Below are 18465 nucleotides of genomic sequence, written 5' to 3' on the forward strand. Positions count from 1 at the left end.
TTCAGGTTCAGTTCATACCCGAACCCTATCAAAGACCGGCGGTGGCCGCCTCAACGGCCAAACTCGCTCCTACACCACGCCTCGGGACACGGCCCACATTTGCCGCAAAGAGGCCGCCCAGCCTCATCTGACACTGTCGGCAGGACTTCTCGATAACGTCCTACACGTTGCGCGACAGGCTGACTGGAAGCTTTCCCTCTCGCATTTGTGTCCCGGTGATATTGCCTTGTATTGCTGTATTTCCGCACTATTGCCCTGCTAACCTTTGATAATGACTATAGAAACCCATCATCTGCGATACGCCATCACCGCCCTGGAGCAGGGGAGTATCCGCAAGGCCGCACTGAAACTTGGCGTACGGCAGATGACGATTGTCAGACATATTGAGGCGATTGAAAACCGCATTGGTTATTCCCTGTTTACAAGGAGGCGCGATGGCGTTCACCCAACAGATGACGGCGGCGATTTCATGCAGGCAGCACGACGTATCCTCCGGGACATGGAAAGTCTGACAGCCACCACGCGGTCCAGCCGGCACACACGTGGGACGCGCATTTCCATCGGGTTCTACACCTCCGTATCCACCGGCAACCTGCGCGCGACACTATCCGAATTCCGTCACCGTCACCCTGACCTGCAATGGCGACTGTTCGAGGGGACACGACGTGAACTGCTCGCAGAAGTGGGACGCGGCCAGATTGACATCGTCATCGTGACGGCTGGCGATCTGGTCTGGCCCGAGGGCTTCCTTCCCCTCTGGCCGGAGCGATGTGTCGCGGTCCTGCCCACGCATCATCCTCTCGCCGCGGAAGCAATCCTTGAATGGAGTATGCTGAAGGCGGAACACTTTCTGGTAAGCAGCCTTGATCCGGGACAGGAACTGACACGGATCATTCGTTCCTGCCTGCACCGGGGCAGTCATCACCCTGCACTGACCGAACATGAGATCACCCTGTCGTCCCTGCGTCCGTTCGTCGGGGAAGGTCGAGGGATCATGATCGATTGTGAAAGCAGTACCGGCGAAACCCTGCCCGGGGTCACCTACCGTGAAATCCGGCATGAAAACATCCCCAGTGAACTGCGATTTGCAGCCTGCTGGTTGCGCAACAACCCCAGCCGCCCCCTCGCCTCCTTCCTGGCGTTACTCAGGGAGCGCTATCCGGACCTGACCCCACCGGCTTCGCCCGGGGTGTCCGCCCACGACGCTGCCGCTGGAAAACCCGATCCGTCTCCATGAAACGTCCGACCATGAGCGGCACCAGTCGGGCGGCATCGGGAATGGTATCCGAGGGTTCGCCTGCAGCGCCGCGCGACACCAGTTCTGCATACAGGATCAGGTCACGATGTATTTCCGCTGGCAACTCGATCGTCAGCTTGACCGGCCGACTGTCAGGAATGACGCTGATACGGAGCCTGGTCATGGAACGGTCCCTTCATGCGGATGCCAGGGTTTCAGGACAAGGTCGCGATTGATGATCAGGGTAAACGGAAGGCCCGGTCGGTCTGTCAGCGTGGGTTGCACGTCCATGCTGCGGTCGATCAGGCGGTTTCCTACCATGGAAAACCCGTTGCTGGCCCCGCTGCGGATCGCCTGGAACAGGTTGTTTTCACCCCATGATGTTCCGGCTTCCGAACCGACGCTGAGCATGGTCGTGACCAGCGCCGACCTGAAAAGCTGGCCCCAGTGCTGGTCCACCATATCCTTGAGCCCGATCTGGCCTATGGCGTCCGAACCGGGAATCCTGTCGAGCACGATGCTCTCACCATCGGGACGGATGAGACGGGTCCAGATCACCTGTGTGCGCTGCTGCCCGAACGCAATGCTGCTGTTATAGGAGCCGAACAGGGTACTGCCCTGCGGCACAAGCAGGTAGCGTCCGGTGGGGCTATCATAGACATTCTGTGTCACATGCCCGATCAGTTGCCCCGGCAGGTCAGAACTGACTTTCGAGTTGAGCGCGCCTGCGACGACAGTGCCCGCCTGAATGACATATGGCGAAACAGGCTGGGTCAGGCGATCCGGGCTGACCGTGACACGATCAGGCAGTCCCGCCAGAAAGGCGCGGTTGCCAGCCTGACTGTCATTGGCCCCAGCGGGTACGGCAGAAGCATTTCCGCCTGCTGCCGGAGCAACGGTGCCAGGCGCGCTATCCCGCCGATCGGCCTCCCGTGCCTGCACGAACAGCTTGCTGGCGATCGCCGCCTCCATTTCCTGTTCAGCGCGATGGTCGCCCATGCCGGAAACCGGCCCTGCCCGGCCCTCCCGCTGCGCTTTCAGGATCGGTCTGCCCAGATCGCCGGGCAGAGGCGGCCCCAGCTTCGGCACGCCGGTATAATCCTTTGGCAGGGTATCCAGGCCAACAGCCGAGGGGCGCGCATCAGAATCCTGCACGGCGGATGCTGCTTCCTGCCGCGCTGAATTCTGCAGCGCGTAGCCCAGCGCCAGACCGATCCCGATCATACCCATGCCCCCCAACCCCCAGACGATATAACGCGACAACCGCACGACACGGGGTTGCTCCGTCCGCAGACGCAGATCGGGCGGCGATGCTGGTCCCGGTCCCGCTGCGCTCCCGTTTCCAGTAGCGCCCCCGTCCTCATCCGGGCGTTCTTCCTGCCCGTCCGTCATGTCCGCCGTCCCTCAGTACGGACGATGCGTACCCGCTGCTCGGAATGCTTGTCACCCAGGCGCAATTCGGCGGCGGCAAACAGGCGATCGACGATCATCCAGTTCTGCCGGACCCGATAATTGACCAGTTCCGGCCCGCCATCGGCGCCCAGCACGAAAAGGGGTGGCAGTTTCCCCTGCCCTACGCCTGCGGGAAAAGCGATATAGACCTTGCGGCCATCATCAAAAGCCCGGCTGGGTAGCCAGGGCGGTGTGTCCCCTTTCACCGGCTTGATGGCGTAACGGAAATTCAGCGCATTCAGGTCCAGGCCCGCATCCACCGGGGCAGCATCATCGGCAGCAACATCCTGCCGATGCAGGGCGATCAGATCATCCTCGGGATAATCCCACGATACGGACGCCATGTAGGTAGCAGGCGTGGAGCGCAATTCCGCCAGATAGGTTCGCCGGTCGGTGTTGACGATCAGGTTGGTGGTCAGGTCCGGACGCGTCGGCTTGACAAGGATATGAATGCGTTTTGTTGCCCCCGCCCCGCTTTCAGTATCGCCGATGATCCACCGCACGGTGTCACCGGCTGCGACCGGCCCGGTACCGACGAGCTTCTCGCCGGGCTGGAGCATGATGTCGGTGATTTCGCCCGGCGCAGTGTAAACCTGATAGAGGGCGCCGGAAGAATAGGGATAGACCTGCACCGCATTGATGAACCCGGCCCGCGTAGGCTGGATGCGCGCCGCCAGATTGGCCTGCGTGACCCGGACGGTTGGATCCGGGATCTCGGGAGGCCGATGGGTCGCGCGTCGTGAGGGTAACGCCTTGAGTTGCCCCGGGAGGGGAAGCGGTTTCGGGACTTCGACCACCTGCACCGGTTTCGGCGGATCCGGCAGGCGCGTGGCCTGAACAGCGTCATCGTAACGGATGACCGGAGGATGGTAATGCTGCGCGCAACCCGCCAGGGGCAGGATCAGTAGCGGCAGGACACGAAGAGCACGACGGATCATTGGCCAAGCTCCTTCGACCAGTTGATGGCGGAGACAAAAATACCCAGTGGATTTTTCCGCAGATGGTCGGCATCTCGCGGCACACTCAGCCTGACCGAGACAATGGCCGTCCAGCGCTCGGCGCCGGTAAAAGCTCCATCCCGGTAATGGCGCTCGGTCCAGGCAATCCGGAAACTCGTGGGGGACGCCCGGATGACGGAGGATACGTCCAGTTCGGCCTGCTCATGTCCGATGCGGGCAAAGGGATCGTTCTGGCGGGCATAATCGTTGAGCGCCTGCGCGCCCGACGTCGTGGTGAAAGCATAGGCGCGCAGCCAGTCCTGCCGTACCACCACGGGGTCGGAGGACAGGCTGCGGACATCCTCGATGAACCGGGCCAGATACCAGGCAATCTGCGGATCGGTGGGCATATAACCTGCTGTCGCGGGCGACACGACCTGCGCCTCGCCCAGATGATCAACCTGAACCACCCACGGCGTGATGGTACCGCGCGCGGATTGCCAGACCAGCCCGGCCCCAAGACCTGCTGAGAGGAACAGCGACCCGAACGCCATCAGCCGCCAGTTGCGCGCCTGCACGCGGGCGGAGCCGATCCGTTCATCCCATATCCGCGCTGCCTTCTGATAGGGCGTGACCGGCTCGGGCGTGACCCCGTAGCGGCTGGTGGAGCGACGGAACATCGTCCTCATTCCTTTTCCGAGAGATCAATGCTGGAACTGCCGCCGCCACCATCGGCAGAGCGGATGACATGCGCGGCCTCGGCGGCATGGGTCGCGGCATTGCGGCGCTTCATGTTCCTTGCCCAGCGGGGTGGCTCGCCGTCGGGCGGGGAACCGGGGGGATCGCCACCTCCCGAGGGGCCGTTACCCGAAGGACTGCCACCAGCCGGGCCACCACCTCCGGGATTGCCATCCCCACCTGGCCCTGATGGCCCTGGACCGGAACCGCCGCCGCCATTCCCACCCCCACCCATTCCACGCGCGGCCCAACGGCCACCGGCGGCATAGCTTTCCTTCAATGAGGAGGCTGCCGCACTGGCCTTGCCCTTCGCGGCGTTCATGGCAGCACCACCGACGGCCCGGCCCATGCCACCGATCCCGGCCGCCACACCTCCGGCACCGCCAGCTCCAGCCGCTCCGGCGCTGTAGGCCGTCGTGGCAGCCCCCGCGATCGCAGCCCCTCCCCGTGCGGCAGCAGCCGTCGCGCCGAGGGCGGCACCAGCGCCGGATGCGAGCGCAGCGGGTGCGGCCACGGCAGCAGCGCCCATAGCACCGACCGCCATACCTGTGCCAACAGCGGCGCCCGCGCCAAGCTGGGGCGCGCCGGAGATCAGCCCATTGGCAATGCTGCCGCCATAAATGGACAGGCCCACGATCGATACCGCAGCCAGCACGACAGAGACCGCCTGACCGATCGTGGGAACCGCGTCGCCGTAAAAGGTGTTGAACTGCCGGAAGAGCACCGAGGCGATGGCGGAGATCACCGCCAGCACCATCACCTTCACGCCCGATGACACGACATTGCCCAGTACCTTCTCCGCCAGGAACGCCGTCCGGTTGAACAGGGCAAAGGGGATCAGCACGAAACCGGCGAGGCTGGTCAGCTTGAACTCGATCAGGGCCACGAAAAGCTGCACGGCCAGAATGAAGAACGCCGCCAGCACGATCAGCCAGGACAGGCAGAGCACGAAGATCTGGATGAAGTTCTTGAAGAAGGCGACCGGACCAAGAAGATTATGAACGGACTCCAGCAGTGGCTGGGCCGCGTCGAACCCGGTTGCGGCCAGTCGGCCGGGACGGAGGAAATCCGACAATGTCAGATTGCCACCTCCGGCCCTGAGACCCATGGCGGCGAAACTGTCGAACACCACCTTCGCGAGATGGTCGAAATTGTTGATCAGGAAAGCGAAGAACCCGATATACAGTGTCTTCTTCACCAGACGCTGGATGATGTCCTCATCCGCTGCCCACGCCCAGAACAGCCCAGCCAGCGCGATGTCGAGCACGGACAGCGATCCCGCCAGCGAAACCACATTCCCTTTCAGCAGGCCGAAGCCGCTGTCGATCGTGGTCGTGAAGGTATTCAGAAAATTGTCGATAACGCCCACGTCATTGGTGGCCATGGCCGTCAGTCCCCGCCGCTGCCGAACATGGACACCGTTCCCGGCGCATAGGCGTCATGCTGCGAGAAATGCTGATACTGCGCGTCACTTTCCGCTTCCGTCGCCGCATCGCGCGCCTGTTGCAGGGCCGTGGCGCGCCCGTTCGCGGCCAGTTCCGCCTGGATGTCGGACAGTTGCCGGGATTGCAGGGCCAGAAGCTGGTTGCCGGCCTGGGCTGCCTGTAACGCCCCGGTGGAGGTCTGGCTGGCCGAAACCAGTTGCGTCATGGCCGAACTGTCGCTGGGGATGTTCCCAACCACGCGGGCCTGCAATTTCAGCGCATCCTCGAACCCGCCCACGGAATTGTGCCACCGCGTCTGCGCCTGACTGAACAGGGCACCGTCGGACATGCCCGAGGATACCGACGAGTACGCCTGCTGATATTGCTGCTCGACGGACTGGACGCTGTAGGCGATGTTCTGCGCCTGCGCGAGGAGTGCCGTCGTCTGGGAAATCGTCGATTGCAACGTCGAGAGTGTCGATAGCGGCAGGCCCGCCAGATTGCGCCCCTGATTGACCAGCATCTGGGCCTCATTGGCCAGCGAGGTGATCTGGTTGTCGATCTGCTGGAGCGTCCGGGCCGCGATCAGCACGTTTTCGACGTGGTTCGCGCCGTCATAGACCGCCCACTGCGCAAAAGCAGGCACAACCGGCATGAGAAAAAGCAGAGCGGCGCCCACAGCCGCAGCATACCCGAGGCGCAAATGTCTTGCCCGGATACGGAAAGATTTTTCCGTCATGGCACGGCTCCTTCCCGCAGAAGGTCCGCCGCCCACGTGACACCACGCGCGTGGAACCAGGCTCGGAGAAAGCCGTCCCGCCCATGTTCCGCCAGCACGCTATCGATCAATCGATGATCGTCCTTTCCCGACGCCGCGCACAGGGCGAGCGCCACCGGCCCCAGCCCCAGTTCGAACAGGCGGTTGCCGCGTTGCGTCTGGCAGTAATATTCCCGTTTCGAGGCCGCGCGGGCGATGATCGCGATCTGCCGGTCGTTCAGGCCGAAGTCCCGATAGAGCGCCATGATCTGTGGCTCGATGGCACGCTCGTTGGGCAGGAAGATCCGCGTCGGGCAGCTTTCCACCACAGCCGGAGCAATGGCGCTGTTCGCGATGTCGGACAGGGACTGGGTGGCGAAGATGACGCTGGCATTTTTCTTGCGCAGGGTTTTCAGCCACTCGCGCAACTGGCCGGCGAAGTCCCCGTCATCCAGAACAAGCCAGCCCTCGTCGATGACCAGGAGGGTCGGCCGCCCGTCGAGACGACCCTCAATGCGGTGAAACAGATAGGACAGTACGGATGACGCCGCCCCGGACCCGATCAGGCCCTCGGTTTCGAACACCACGACGTCGGCGTCACCTACGCGCTCGGCTTCGGCGTCGAGCAACCGGCCATAAGGACCACCGAGGCAGTATGGGGCCAGAGCCTGCTTCAGGACATTGGACTGAAGCAGCGCCACCAGACCTGAGATCGTGCGTTCATGGCTGGGCGATGACGCCAGGGAATTCAGTGCCGACCAGAGATGGGCTTTGACGTCCGGCGTCAGCGTTACCCCCTCGCCGAGAAGGATCTGCCCCAGCCATTCACTGGCCCATTTTCGCTCGTCGGGGTCATCAATCCGCGCCAGCGGCTGGAGGGCGACGGCGGCGGTTTCTGTGTCGCCGTCCGACAACCCGCCCCCGAGATCGTGCCAGTCCCCGCCCATCGCGAGCGTTGCCGCCCGCATGGAGCCGCCGAAATCGAAGGCGAAAACCTGCGCGTCATGATAGCGCCGGAACTGCAACGCCATCAGGGCCAACAGCACGGATTTACCCGCCCCCGTCGGTCCGGCGATCAGCGTGTGGCCGACATCTCCAACGTGCAAGGAAAACCGGAACGGTGTCGCCCCCGCCGTCTTGCCATAAAACAGGGGTGGAGCACGGAAATGGGTATCGCGTTCCGGTCCCGCCCACACCGCTGACAGCGGGATCATATGCGCCAGGTTCAACGTCGAGACCGGCGGCTGGCGCACATTGGCATAGACATGGCCGGGCAGAGAGCCGAGCCATGCCTCCACGGCGTTGAGGCTTTCCGCCATGCAGGTGAAATCGCGGCCCTGAATGATCTTTTCCGCGAGCCGCAGTTTCTCAGCGGCAATTGATGCGGAGCCATCCCACACCGTGACCGTGGCAGTGATATAGGCCTGGCCCACATCATCGGCCCCGAGAGACTGCAAGGCTAGATCAGCATCCGCCGCCTTGTTGGCAGCGTCGTTGTCCATAAGGACCGAAGCCTCGTTGGTCATCACCTCCCGGACAATGGCCGCAATACTCTTGCGCTTTGCGAACCATTGCCGCCGGATTTTCGTCAGTACCTTCGTGGCATCGGTCTTGTCGAGCAGGATGGCGCGGGTGGACCAGCGGTAGGGCATCGCCAGCCGGTTCAGATCGTCGAGAATTCCGGGAAAGGTCCGCGACGGGAAGCCCGTGATGGTCAGGGTTTTCAGATACGCGTCGCCGAGCTTCGGTTCCAGACCGCCCGCCAGAGGCTGATCGACCAGCAGAGCGTCGAGATGCATGGGGATTTCCGGCACCCGCACACGCTGGTTCCGGGTGGAAATCGTAGAATGGAGGTAGGTGAGCGTTTCACCGTCATCCAGCCAGACTGCCTCGGGCATGAAGCCATCCAGCAGGGCCAGCATCCGATCCGTGCGATCCACGAACGCATGGAGCATCCCATGTGGATCAGGACCGTCACGTTCACTGCCCTCATAGAGAAACCGTTCGGCGCGGCCTGATGATTCCGCAGGGGGCAGCCAGACCAGAGTGAGGAAATACCGGCTCTCGAAATGCGCGCCCTCATCCTCGAACTGCTCCCGGCGTTCCAGATCGACCATCTGGCTGGCCGCATCCGGGAAATCGCTCTCGGGATAGAGCGTGGCCGGGACGCGCTGCGCTTCCACGAACACAGCCCAGCCAGAGCCAAGGCGACGGAGCGCATTGTTCAGGCGTCCGGTGACACCGACCAGTTCGGCGGGTGTGGCGCTATCCAGATCGGGACCACGAATTTTTGCCGTGCGCTGGAAAGAGCCGTCCTTGTTGAGGACGATGCCTTTTTCGACCAACGCGGCCCACGGGAGAAAATCCGACAGGAGGGAATTCCGATTGCGATATTCACCAAGGGACATCATCGCCCTGCCCTCCTATGCGCCCAGCCAGGCCGGATAGCGGAGATGCCGCCGTCCCACCTCGACAAACATCGGATCGCGCTTCGCACCCCAGACCGCGAGCGCGTGTCCGATGATCCAGAACACCGCGCCAACCAGCCAAAGCCGCAGACCCAGCGAGATCGCAGCCCCGAGCGTTCCGTTGGCAATCGCCAGAGTACGGGGGGCGCCACCCAGCAGGATCGGATCGGTCAGCGAGCGATGCACCGGGACATGAAAGCCCGGCACCGCGTCATCGTCATATCCCGCCATCAGATCAGCGCCCCGCCCGAAAATGAGAAGAACGACAGGAAGAAGCTGGACGCGGCAAAAGCAATGGACAGGCCAAAGACGATCTGGACCAGGCGGCGGAAGCCCCCCGATGTTTCACCAAACGCCAGGGTCAGTCCCGTCACGGTGATGATGATCACCGACACGATACGCGCCACCGGTCCCTGCACGGATTCCAGGATCTGGTTGAGCGGCTCTTCCCAGGGCATCCCGGAGCCAGACGCCCATGCCGATGACACAAAAACAGACGACAGCAGCACTGATGTTCCAAAAACACGGATGTCGGGCGTACGCCCCCCAGAGCGCGCGCCCATCACGGCGCGCAGAGGTAAAAGCGGCATCATGATCTTTCTCCATTGGCAGGGCAGGATGGCCCGGGAAAAGACTGACTGACGGGATGGATGTGATACGTTCCGGTTTCAGGATCGAGACCATTGATTTCCGCCAGTTCGGACAGGCGACGCGCCTGACCGCGCCCCGAAAGCACCGCGATGACGTCAATGGTGTCCGCGATCATGGGGCGCGGCACCGTGACCACGGCTTCCTGGATCAGTTGCTCCAGACGATACAGGGCAGCCAGAACCGATCCGGCATGAAGCGTACCGATCCCTCCCGGATGACCGGTGCCCCATGCCTTGAGCAGATCAAGGGCTTCGGGGCCGCGAACCTCACCAATGGGAATGCGATCGGGCCGCAGGCGGAGTGCAGACCGGACCAGCGCGGACAGGGTTGCGACACCATCCCTCGTCCGCATGGCGACAAGATTGGCCGCCATGCATTGCAGTTCGCGCGTATCCTCGATCAGCACGACACGATCACCGGTTTTCGCGACCTCGGCCAGAAGCGCGTTGACCAGCGTGGTCTTTCCGGTCGACGTGCCGCCGACCACAAGGATATTCTTCCGCGCCATGACGGCCTTGCGCAGCCATACGGCCTGTCCTTGTGTCATGATGTTCGAAGCTACGTAATCCTCAAGCGTGAAGACCGCGACAGCAGGTTTCCGTATGGCGAAACTTGGGGCGGTAACGATGGGGGGCAGCAGCCCCTCGAACCGCTCGCCACCCGGCAGTTCGGCGGACACCCGTGGCGCGGCGGAATGAACCTCCATCCCGGCATGGTGGGCCACCAGACGTACGATGCGTTCGGCGTCGGCCGCACAGAGGACTTCGCCCGTATCAGCCATCCCGCCTGCCAGACGGTCGGTCCACAACCGACCGTCCGGGTTAAGCATGACCTCGATCGTGGACGGATCGGCGAGATGCCCGGCTATGGCAGGCCCCATGGCCGTTCGCAGCATGGCGGAACTCCGTACCGCTCCCGGTGACCGAGACTGATGCAGTATCATGGGAATCCCCGCTCTGTTGAATACCTGGGAATCACGCCCCAGTTGCGGGATATATTAAGAAAGGATGGTTCCGGCACTTTTCAATAGTGTTTTGTGTCACTGCGCAGCGCGGCGGAGCGGAGCGTAAAATTGTCGGCAGGAATGCAGGGGCAATGCGTCTCCCGAGGCCGCAACCGATACCCCCTGGACCACCAGACGTCATGTGACAAATTCACCCGCTGCCTTGGCGTATCAGGACATATCCGGATCGCCGACAGGCGTATCAGGGGGAAGGACATCCTCATACAGGCGACGGCCGCTGGCCAGGCGTCTGCCAAGGGCTTCAATGAACCCCTCATAGCGCTCCGCCGCCTGCGCGCGGGCGGCGGCCGAGGACGTTTCGGGCAATGCGGGGGTCATGATCATCCAGAAACGGATAAACTGGGCCAGTGTTTCAAGGGTGATCCCCGCATCACGTTCCAGTCGTGACAGTCTCCTGTCTGTCCGGTCCATCCGCCGGGCCAGGGCCATCACCCCGTCCCCATCCTCAGGTGAGAAAAATGCGGCAAGCGCTGTCTCGACCACCAATGATCCCGACTGGCGGCGGCGGGTCGCCATGTCGGTAACGGCCCTGAACAGACCGGGATCAAGATACACCGTCATCTGCTGCTTCCTGCGCGCCCGCTTCATGGTCCGCCGATCTCCAGGCCATCATCGCGATCAATAGCGGCAAGCCTGACTACTTTCTGAAGGTCCAGAAAGTCCCTGTCCCAACGTGCCCCCCGGCTGCCGGCTTCAGGTGACCTGGTCTGCTTCCGCGTATCATCCTGTTCCGTGCGCGGCGGGATATCACCGGGATCGGCATCCGGCGTACGTTTGTGACCAGCAACCAGGGGCGTTTCCTCTTCCTGCGCCTGCTGCGTGGGCGTAACGCCACATGCCGCCCCTTCCGGCAGGGGACGCCGGGTCCAGTCATCGGGACGCGCGCCGACCGGTGCGGGTTCCGCGCCGGGCCGGGGTGGTGGCAGCATACGCGCGCTGAAGCGGGCATCACTGTAGTAACGCGCCTTTTTTGCACGAACAGGTGGCGTACCCGCTGCCATGACAATTTCGTCTGTCGGGGGAAGCTGCATGATCTCACCTGGCGTCAGGAGTGGACGCGCGCTTTCCTGCCTGGACACCATCAGATGCCCAAGCCATGGTGACAGGCGGTGGCCGGCATAGTTTTTCTGCGCCCGGATTTCCGTGGCGGTACCCAGGGCGTCCGAAACCCGTTTGGCGGTCCGTTCATCATTGGTGGCGAAACTGACCCTGACATGACAGTTATCGAGGATCGAGTTGTTCTGGCCGTAGGCTTTTTCGATCTGGTTCAAACTCTGGGCGATCAGGAACGCCTTGATACCGTAGCCGCCCATGAACGCGAGCGCGCTTTCGAAGAAATCAAGCCGCCCGAGTGCCGGGAATTCGTCCAGCATCATCAGGAGGCGATGATTGTGTTTATGGGCCTCCAGATCCTCGGTCAGCCGACGCCCGACCTGGTTCAGCATAAGACGGATCAATGGTTTGGTGCGACTGATGTCCGAGGGCGGCACGCTGAGATAGAGCGTGGCTGGACGTCCCCCCCTGACGATATCGGCAATCCGCCAGGCACAGCGTGAGGTGACTTTCGCGACAACCGGATCCCGGTACAGGCCAAGAAACGACATGGCGGTGGAGAGCACGCCGGAGCGTTCGTTAGGCGACTTGTTGAGCAGTTCACGTGCGGCGGACGCCACAACTGGATGAGGCCCCTGACGGCCCAGATGCTTTGTCTGCATCATCGCCGTGAGCGTGGCCTCGATCGGACGTTTCGGGTCAGAAAGCAGATTGGCGACACCAGAAAGGGTCTTGTCTTTTTCAGCATACAGAACGTGCAGGATGGCTCCCACCAGAAGGGAGTGCGACGTTTTCTCCCAATGGTTCCGGCGTTCAAGCGATCCTTCGGGATCAACCAGAACGTCCGCCACGTTCTGGGCATCCCGTACCTCCCACTCACCCTGGCGTATTTCAAGGAGCGGGTTGTAAGGATCCGATGCAGGGTTGGTCGGATCAAACAGGATGACCCGAGAGAAACGCGCGCGGAAACCTGCGCTAATCTGCCAGTTTTCTCCCTTGATGTCATGGACGATGGCGGAACCTGGCCAGGTCAGCAGGGTCGGGATGACAAGCCCCACCCCCTTGCCCGAACGGGTTGGCGCGAAGCACAGGACATGTTCAGGACCGTTATGGCGGAGATAATCGCGCCCATACTGCCCAAGAATGACGCCATCGGGATCGAGCAGCCCGGCCCCCTGCAACTCATCACGACTGGCCCAGCGCGCACTCCCATAAGTTGCCGCCCGCTTCGCCTCGCGCGCCCGGCGAACGGAAAGCGTGACCGCGGCCGCAAAAGCCAGCACGCCACCACTTCCCGCGATCCAGCCTCCCTGGTTAAAAATATCCGGGGCATAGGCATCGTAAAAATACCACCACCAGAAAACCATGGGTGGCCAGTAAACGGGCCATTGATGGAACAGAATAAACCATGGATGCCCCAGTTCTCCCTGGAACCCCAGATTCCATGCCACCCATTGCGTCGCCGCCCACCAGGAGAGGACTATCATGAGCAGAACGACACTCACCTGAGTCCATAGTATCCTCGATCCGGACATAACCACTTTCTTCCACATAAGCAGTGGAGGAAATGAAACGAAGACAAATGACTGAATTCAACGCCTTTTGCCCAACCTGCGCGGTCAGGCGCAAAGAGGGGTAAAATTGTCGGTCGAAACATGCCGTTAAGCACATTACGTCAGACTTGCCTGATGTTTTGAAAAACCGGCCTAACGACAGATATCCGGGCATGTGCTGTTCAGCCATCGGGGTATATTCACCCCTCGACGAACAATGCGGCCCCCTTCGATTTCAAGGACAGGCTCCGGAACAGATCCCGAATTATCGGAGATCACAACGCGGTCAGCAAGGGCAATGACAGCCGGAAGGTTCCCCAGGCTACCAACGTATCGTCTGCGAATGGCTTGCGGCTCAATGAAATGCCCACCACGTGCTGCGCGCGCCCTGACGCGCTGAACATTCATTTCAACCGAAGCCAGGGCAACGTAGCGCAATTCGATATGATATCCAGCGTCCCGCGCCGCCCTGATGCGACGGATTATGGAGTAACCGGACAATGTCGTTTCAAGGGAAATCGATTTCCCGGCGACCAGCGACGCATTGAACATTTCGATTGCCCTGCGCCCGGCTTCCCGATCAGCATCCCGCGGGCTCCCCGGATTAAGTCTCCGCGCTATCTGGTCAGGATCGATAACAACGTCGACCGGCTCAATTTGACTACTGGTGCCAATCCGCAGGCTGCTCTTACCAGAGCCGTTAGGCCCCGCATAAATCAGCAATCGCATCACGCTGGATAGGGAAAATCTTCATCACGAAACTCGTCCAACGGCGCCAGACGTTCAACCTGGCCGCCAGGAAATTCACGCACAACCCACCCGTTCTGAACATAGGTCACGATTTCACCACTCGCTGCCCGGATTTCACGCGCCCGCTCACCCGCAATACGGATCGCCTCAAAGCTGGCCCACGCATAGTGAGGTGAATTCCGGGTTTTATAATCGGACATGATGATCTCCATTCGTTCACCAACTCTTCAGCGCCAGTCTAGCACAACCAGCGCCTGACAGAGATATGTCTTTATCCCAATGCCATCTTTATGGGATCTGGCGGATTTCATAGCCCGATCCCCATGTCTCTCTTCCGACCGAACGACCAGTCCACACCCCCGTCCTCCCGCGCGACGCCGGAGACATGACGTCCGATCTGCTTTTCGAGCGATGGCGTCCAGGGCACAAGCTGGAACCCGAGGCCGCCATCAATCATGGCGAAGCGGCCCGAGGCGAGGGTCAGGCGTTGCCGCTAGGTTCCGGTGACATACTCCCCAGCCTCGGCACTCTGGATGGGCTGACCGGTTTCGCGCGCCAGACGCCCGGCCACGTCCCGCATCTCTTGTGCGCGCATGGAGGCAACCATGCCACGCGGGTAGCGCACACGCGCTCCGTCCCGCTGCGCGATCCCCTGCTCGATCAGGTGGGCGCTACGCTGGCGGAGCGCGTCACGAACTTCCGCCCCGAAACCACCCTCTCCCAGCGCCACCGGTTCGCGGGCGACAAGCTGGCGATCCAGCCATGTCGCACCCTGTGCCCGCACCTGTTCGCCGATCGGCAGATCGGACCGCACAGCAAGAGTAGCGCGTCGTTGTCCCTTCGCATCCTGATGGGTCCGCAGTTCGACCAGGCCGCCGTGCGGCACGTCCCCGGCGGCTTCCAGTGATGGCAGATGGACATGGTGCGTGCGCCCGTCCATCCCGTCGATTACCGCATAGGCGCTCCCCTTCAGTTCATCATCCAGACCGCGCGCGACCAGTCGTCCGATCACCGGCTCGGCCAGTTCTTCCCCGGCCAGCACCCATGACGACGAGGCCCGTTCGATTCCCTGTTCGCTCAGACCACGATGGATGCGTTTGATGATGTCATTGCGCTGGCCCATCTCGCGCAGGGTGGCTTCCGCCGTTTCATCCAGCCGCCATTGTTCGGTCCCGATCTCATGGGCAAGGCCCATCCGTTCCAGACGCCGCAGCCGTCCGACCTTCATGACGGCGAACGCGTCAGGCTGCCGGTCAGGCGACGGCGCTATGTCGATAATGCCATGCTGGTTCGCGTCCTGCTGCAACTGGCGGTCCAGTTGGGTCCAGCGTTCCGCCTCGACCTGGCGCTCGACGTTGCGGTGGATTTCATGGTCGGTGCGCGGCCCCAGTTCGAGCGTGACCAGATTCTGGGCGCGGGCACGCAGTCCTTCTCGGATGTAATCCTTCGAGATGACCAGATCCTCGCTCTCCTGGTCCTTGCCCCGCACGATGATATGAATGTGGGGGTTGTCGGTGTTCCAATGCGACACCGCAACCCAGTCCAGCTTCGTGCCGAGATCCTGTTCGGCCTGCGTCATCAACTCGCGCGTGAAAGTTTTCAGGTCCGCCATCCCGGCTGCATCCTCTGGTCCCACGATGAAGCGGAAATGATGCCGGTCGTCCTGACACCGCTCAGCGAATTCACGCGCAGGCACTTCGTCGCGCTCAGCCCCGAACAGTCGGGCCTTCTCGCCGTCTTTCGTCACCCCTTCGCGCTGGAGATAGGAGAGATGGGCACGCAGTGTCGCCCGCGCGCCATGCCTGACCACCCGTGCCTTGACGATGGCAAGCCGGGTGCGCCGGGACAGGAGACGGTTGGCACGGGTTGCCGCGCCCCTGCCCCGCCCGAAAGTGGATGGTCCCTTTCCGGCACGCCCTGAGCCTGGACGGCCCATGCCACCCGCCCGATTGGTGGCGGCCAGCACACGCCCAATGAAGGACCGTCCCTCGCGGGCACGGGGCGAGCGGATGCGGCCCGGTCGGACCCGGAAATCGTCATCGCGGGCCATGACGGGCCGCACCTTGCGCTAACATATTGAAAACAGGGCAATCAGACCGCCAGAAACCTTGAAACGGTAAAATGACCTTGCGAAAAACCCTGAAAAACCGCCCTCCCCAACCATGCCGCACCTTGCGGCTTTTATCTTGCATTAGGCCCCAAAGACCCGATCCCCAAAGCAATCGCTGTTTGCCCGCCTTCCCGGCCCATCGCCTCATCAGCGCCTGTGCGTGTCCGGTCATGGTACCTGCCTCATGGAGACGGGCACGAACAACACCCCGGACGTACCAGCCAACGCTTGGGGCATGCGCGGGAAATGCCCGACAAACAGCGTATCTTCAGGCTGTTCGCGTGCAACGGAGACGCCGCTTTCGTGCAGGCTGTCCGCAGAAAACGTGCGTTGGTCGAGCAGGTGCGTGACAGAGGCGACGTATTCCCGTGTCTCGTGTGGGAGGGGCTGGCCCGTTGCGAGATGGGCCTCATAACGGCCCGGTCCTGCATTATAGGCCGCCAGAAACCCCGCATCCCCATAGCGGTCGTGCAACAGGCGAAGATAGCTGGCACCGGCAAGGATGTTGTCCTGTGGATCGAAAGGATCGGCACCAAGGCCGAGATCACGCTGCAGCCCCTGCCATGTCGCGGGCATGATCTGCATGAGCCCCATCGCCCCTTGCGCGGAGATGGCATGGGCATCGCGCCCGCTTTCCACCTGCATCACCGCGCGGATCCATTCGGGCGGAAGGGCGACACGCTCCGCCGCCAGACGGATCATCCCGTCAATATCCTGCGCGCTGGCAGGACGCATCAGGACCACGAGCGATGCCGCCAGACCCGTACAACATAACCGGACAAACCTGGAACGGTTATGACCGCTGGTGCTGTAACCAAACCTGCCTCCCCCTGCAATCCGGCGCATCATTCGCGTGCTCCCTGACGTTTCTGCGGCCGGTTCCAGACAAGCTGCCAGACCCGTCCCCCTCGCCCCGACTGGAACAGGCTCGCGCGCAGGCCCTGTGCCAGAGAGGGATCATCGAGCACCACGACAATGTATTCGCCAGCCCGTTCCCCAGTGCGTGTCCAGCCTGCGCCAACTTCCGGGCCATCGGCGCTGTCACCGAGATGAATGCGATAATCCGGTGCGTTACTGCCATCCGGTGTCTCGACACGCACCAGCGCCAGTTCGGCATCCAGTGCAAGTGTGCGCAGGCGTCCTGAAAAACCTTCGGCCGTGCGCGTGAAGAGTCCAATCTGAGCCATGTCAGTGATCCTTTGCGGCATGAGAAGGTGACGGGCCTGCGCCAATCCAGAGCGGTGTCGCGCGCCCGATCACGCTGCTGACCGGCACCGGGCCAAAATACCGACCATCCAGACTGCGGGGCTCACGCGCATTCATGACGAAGATCTCGCGCGCATCGAGCCGGTGACAGCTCTGCCAGACGGGCAAGGGGCGGCGGCGATGATCGACAGAAAACGCATCACCCACAGCCCGGCCGTCGATCATGACGCGACTGCCAAAGCGGCAGACACTCTGTCCGCCAACTGCCGCCACGGGCTTGAGCAACGGCACGCCGCGCGGCAGATACCCGCCACGGGCCAGCATGTTCGCATCACCTTCGGGCAGGCGGAGTGCGACCAGGTCCCCGACATGCGGAGCCCGTTCCGGGTGCAGGCGATACAGCCCCACCGGCACACTGGCCGTGGCGTTCCAGATCAGGCGCGGCTTTGGATGCAGGACCATCGACAGGCCGACGCCAATTACTGCGAAATACGTGGTGAAGAACCAGCCCCGACGTGTCATGGCACGGTCCTCCTGCGCTGCCACGCGGCGTGTCGGGTCGCGGAATAGCGGGGAATATCCAGACCATCTGGTCGTGACCGCCCGAGATGTCGCCAGTATTCCGGATCAACATCGACGGGATTGACGCCCTGCCGTTCCAGTCGCTCGATTACAGACAGCACGTCACGAACCTGCGGCCAGCCCGTGAACACCACCAGACGCTGCGCACCCGTGGGCACGAATGGCAGGCGTTCGCGCGGCTCGCCCGCCAGCGGCGCCCTGATGATGTCGATGCAGCAGGTCGTCGTCCCGCAATCCGCCTGCGTCCAGCGCAACAGCGCGAAGACCGCACCGGGCGCAAAACTCAGACGACGGCGATAGCGATCGATCGGGTGTGTTTCCAGAGCGTGCCCGAAGCGCAGCCACTGTTCGATGCGCTTCTCAAGCCAGGTCAGTTCGAGATGCGTCAGCACCTCGCGGGATGCATGCGTCATGCGCGTTCTCCGGCTGGAAATGGTACGATGGTGGTGGCGGACTGCCGACAGGACAGGCGCATCGGGATGGATTGCTTCCCGAGCAGGGTGCCTGGTCGCAAAAACTCAG

At 62.4% G+C, this 18465-nt stretch carries 19 protein-coding genes and 1 pseudogene; 1 reads left to right on the forward strand and 19 read right to left on the reverse strand.

Features of this window, described 5'->3' with window-relative positions; translation table 11 throughout:
- Window positions 1-271: 271 nt before the first annotated feature.
- Window positions 272-1237 carry a LysR substrate-binding domain-containing protein gene (locus tag ACBR42_RS13490; RefSeq protein WP_371208340.1) on the forward strand — a complete coding sequence of 322 codons (966 nt, stop codon included), beginning with the start codon at window positions 272-274 and terminating at the stop codon, window positions 1235-1237.
- On the opposite strand, the gene ACBR42_RS13495 is transcribed toward ACBR42_RS13490, so the two are convergent.
- From ACBR42_RS13495 to ACBR42_RS13585, 19 genes and pseudogenes are all read right to left on the reverse strand, one after another.
- Window positions 1146-1421, reverse strand: a complete 276-nt coding sequence (locus ACBR42_RS13495) for a DUF2274 domain-containing protein (protein ID WP_371208341.1) — start codon at window positions 1419-1421, stop codon at window positions 1146-1148. The genes ACBR42_RS13490 and ACBR42_RS13495 overlap by 92 nt on opposite strands.
- Window positions 1418-2629 (reverse strand): TrbI/VirB10 family protein, encoded by a 1212-nt coding sequence (locus ACBR42_RS13500; RefSeq protein ID WP_371208342.1) that lies wholly within the window; start codon window positions 2627-2629, stop codon window positions 1418-1420. Before ACBR42_RS13500 ends, ACBR42_RS13495 begins: the two co-directional genes overlap by 4 nt.
- Window positions 2626-3627, reverse strand: coding sequence for a P-type conjugative transfer protein TrbG (gene trbG / locus ACBR42_RS13505; RefSeq protein WP_371208343.1), 1002 nt, complete (start codon window positions 3625-3627; stop codon window positions 2626-2628). The genes ACBR42_RS13500 and trbG overlap by 4 nt, the downstream gene beginning before the upstream one ends.
- The gene (trbF, locus tag ACBR42_RS13510) at window positions 3624-4307 is read right to left on the reverse strand and encodes a conjugal transfer protein TrbF (RefSeq protein ID WP_371208344.1); all 684 of its coding nucleotides are present in this window, start codon (window positions 4305-4307) and stop codon (window positions 3624-3626) included. Before trbF ends, trbG begins: the two co-directional genes overlap by 4 nt.
- A 5-nt stretch (window positions 4308-4312) precedes the next feature.
- Entirely contained in the window at window positions 4313-5749 is a 1437-nt protein-coding gene (gene trbL / locus ACBR42_RS13515; RefSeq protein ID WP_371208345.1) for a P-type conjugative transfer protein TrbL, read from the reverse strand.
- Between the two features lie 5 nt (window positions 5750-5754).
- Window positions 5755-6528 carry a P-type conjugative transfer protein TrbJ gene (gene trbJ, locus ACBR42_RS13520; RefSeq protein WP_371208346.1) on the reverse strand — a complete coding sequence of 258 codons (774 nt, stop codon included), beginning with the start codon at window positions 6526-6528 and terminating at the stop codon, window positions 5755-5757.
- Window positions 6525-8957, reverse strand: coding sequence for a conjugal transfer protein TrbE (gene trbE, locus ACBR42_RS13525; protein WP_371208347.1), 2433 nt, complete (start codon window positions 8955-8957; stop codon window positions 6525-6527). The genes trbJ and trbE overlap by 4 nt, the downstream gene beginning before the upstream one ends.
- Before the next feature lie 12 nt (window positions 8958-8969).
- Entirely contained in the window at window positions 8970-9245 is a 276-nt protein-coding gene (locus ACBR42_RS13530) for a VirB3 family type IV secretion system protein (RefSeq protein WP_217319883.1), read from the reverse strand.
- Window positions 9245-9577, reverse strand: a complete 333-nt coding sequence (locus ACBR42_RS13535; protein WP_217319911.1) for a TrbC/VirB2 family protein — start codon at window positions 9575-9577, stop codon at window positions 9245-9247. The genes ACBR42_RS13530 and ACBR42_RS13535 overlap by 1 nt, the downstream gene beginning before the upstream one ends.
- A gap of 26 nt (window positions 9578-9603) precedes the next feature.
- On the reverse strand, window positions 9604-10560 hold the full coding sequence (gene trbB, locus ACBR42_RS13540; RefSeq protein WP_371208348.1) for a P-type conjugative transfer ATPase TrbB: 957 nt from the start codon (window positions 10558-10560) through the stop codon (window positions 9604-9606).
- A 279-nt stretch (window positions 10561-10839) separates the two neighbouring features.
- On the reverse strand, window positions 10840-11277 hold the full coding sequence (locus tag ACBR42_RS13545) for a CopG family transcriptional regulator (protein ID WP_371208349.1): 438 nt from the start codon (window positions 11275-11277) through the stop codon (window positions 10840-10842).
- A complete protein-coding gene (locus tag ACBR42_RS13550; RefSeq protein ID WP_371208350.1) occupies window positions 11274-13277 on the reverse strand; it encodes a conjugal transfer protein TraG in 2004 nt (667 codons plus the stop codon). The genes ACBR42_RS13545 and ACBR42_RS13550 overlap by 4 nt, the downstream gene beginning before the upstream one ends.
- Window positions 13278-13448: 171 nt before the next feature.
- Entirely contained in the window at window positions 13449-14024 is a 576-nt protein-coding gene (locus ACBR42_RS13555; RefSeq protein ID WP_371208364.1) for a zeta toxin family protein, read from the reverse strand.
- Window positions 14024-14245: a hypothetical protein gene (locus ACBR42_RS13560; protein ID WP_217319878.1), complete on the reverse strand. Its 222-nt coding sequence runs from the start codon at window positions 14243-14245 to the stop codon at window positions 14024-14026. The genes ACBR42_RS13555 and ACBR42_RS13560 overlap by 1 nt, the downstream gene beginning before the upstream one ends.
- A gap of 107 nt (window positions 14246-14352) precedes the next feature.
- Window positions 14353-16095, reverse strand: a pseudogene (locus ACBR42_RS13565) (relaxase/mobilization nuclease domain-containing protein).
- A gap of 228 nt (window positions 16096-16323) precedes the next feature.
- Entirely contained in the window at window positions 16324-16890 is a 567-nt protein-coding gene (locus ACBR42_RS13570; RefSeq protein WP_371208365.1) for a lytic transglycosylase domain-containing protein, read from the reverse strand.
- 110 nt (window positions 16891-17000) lie between these two features.
- The gene (locus ACBR42_RS13575; RefSeq protein WP_371208351.1) at window positions 17001-17342 is read right to left on the reverse strand and encodes a DUF736 domain-containing protein; all 342 of its coding nucleotides are present in this window, start codon (window positions 17340-17342) and stop codon (window positions 17001-17003) included.
- 1 nt (window position 17343) lies between these two features.
- Window positions 17344-17883: a S26 family signal peptidase gene (locus tag ACBR42_RS13580; RefSeq protein ID WP_371208352.1), complete on the reverse strand. Its 540-nt coding sequence runs from the start codon at window positions 17881-17883 to the stop codon at window positions 17344-17346.
- Window positions 17880-18356, reverse strand: a complete 477-nt coding sequence (locus tag ACBR42_RS13585) for a DUF2840 domain-containing protein (RefSeq protein WP_217319873.1) — start codon at window positions 18354-18356, stop codon at window positions 17880-17882. The genes ACBR42_RS13580 and ACBR42_RS13585 overlap by 4 nt, the downstream gene beginning before the upstream one ends.
- Between the last annotated feature and the right edge of the window lie 109 nt (window positions 18357-18465).

The organism is Komagataeibacter sp. SM21, from assembly GCF_041402665.1.
GTDB classification, from domain to species: Bacteria; Pseudomonadota; Alphaproteobacteria; order Acetobacterales; family Acetobacteraceae; genus Komagataeibacter; species Komagataeibacter saccharivorans.